Source organism: Rhizobacter sp. P1_G5, from assembly GCF_056405435.1.
On record NZ_JBFUCB010001142.1, the window covers coordinates 1 to 727 of the forward strand.

At 67.1% G+C, this 727-nt stretch carries 2 protein-coding genes; both read left to right on the forward strand.

The genetic code is table 11. The features are described from left to right. Nucleotides 1-296: AIM24 family protein (locus AC1D12_RS34610; RefSeq protein WP_477845568.1), on the forward strand; the 296-nt coding region annotated here is incomplete at its 5' end. Nucleotides 297-459: 163 nt separating this feature from the next. Continuing rightward, nucleotides 460-727: YncE family protein (locus AC1D12_RS34615; protein ID WP_477845569.1), on the forward strand; the 268-nt coding region annotated here is incomplete at its 3' end.

A 727-nucleotide genomic window follows, 5' to 3' on the forward strand; every position in this document is an offset into this window, starting at 1 on the left:
GCCAGACGCTGCTGATCGACACCGGCTGCATCGTCGCGCTGACGCCCAACGTCAACTTCGAGATCCAGTACGTCGGCAAGATCAAGACCGCGCTGTTCGGCGGCGAGGGCCTGTTCTTCGCGAAGGTCACCGGGCCGGGCACGGTGTGGCTGCAGAGCCTGCCGTTCTCGCGCCTCGCGTCGCGCGTGTTCGCGGCCGCGCCGCAGAACGGCGGCAGGCGTGAAGAAGGCTCGGTGCTGGGCGGTTTCGCCGGCGGCGGGCTGCTCGGCGGCATCCTCGGCGGCGACGACGAGTAACGCCTGGCCTTTGACGAAGCGCAGAACAGAAAGGCGCTCGCAGGCCATTTTGAAGGTGGGCGCACGCTGCGCCCGCCTAAAATGCCAGCTTTTCCTGCTGGTGCCGGCTTTGAAACTGCTGTCTGCGTTGCCCCGTCTCCCGTCGCTCGTCCTGACGGCCTTCTTGTCGGCCTTCTGCCTGGCCGCCCCGCTCGGGGTGCAGGCCGCAGACGCCGCCAAGCCGCCGATCTTCGTGCTGAACTCGCTCGACGCGTCGATCAGCGTGATCGACCCGAAGACCTTCACCGAGATCCGCCGCATCCCGACCGGCAAGGAACCGCACCACCTCTACCTGACGCCCGACGAGAAATCGCTGATCGTCGCCAACGCACTGAGCGATTCGCTGACGCTGGTCGACCCGGTCACCGCCGAGGTGCAGCGCACGATCACGA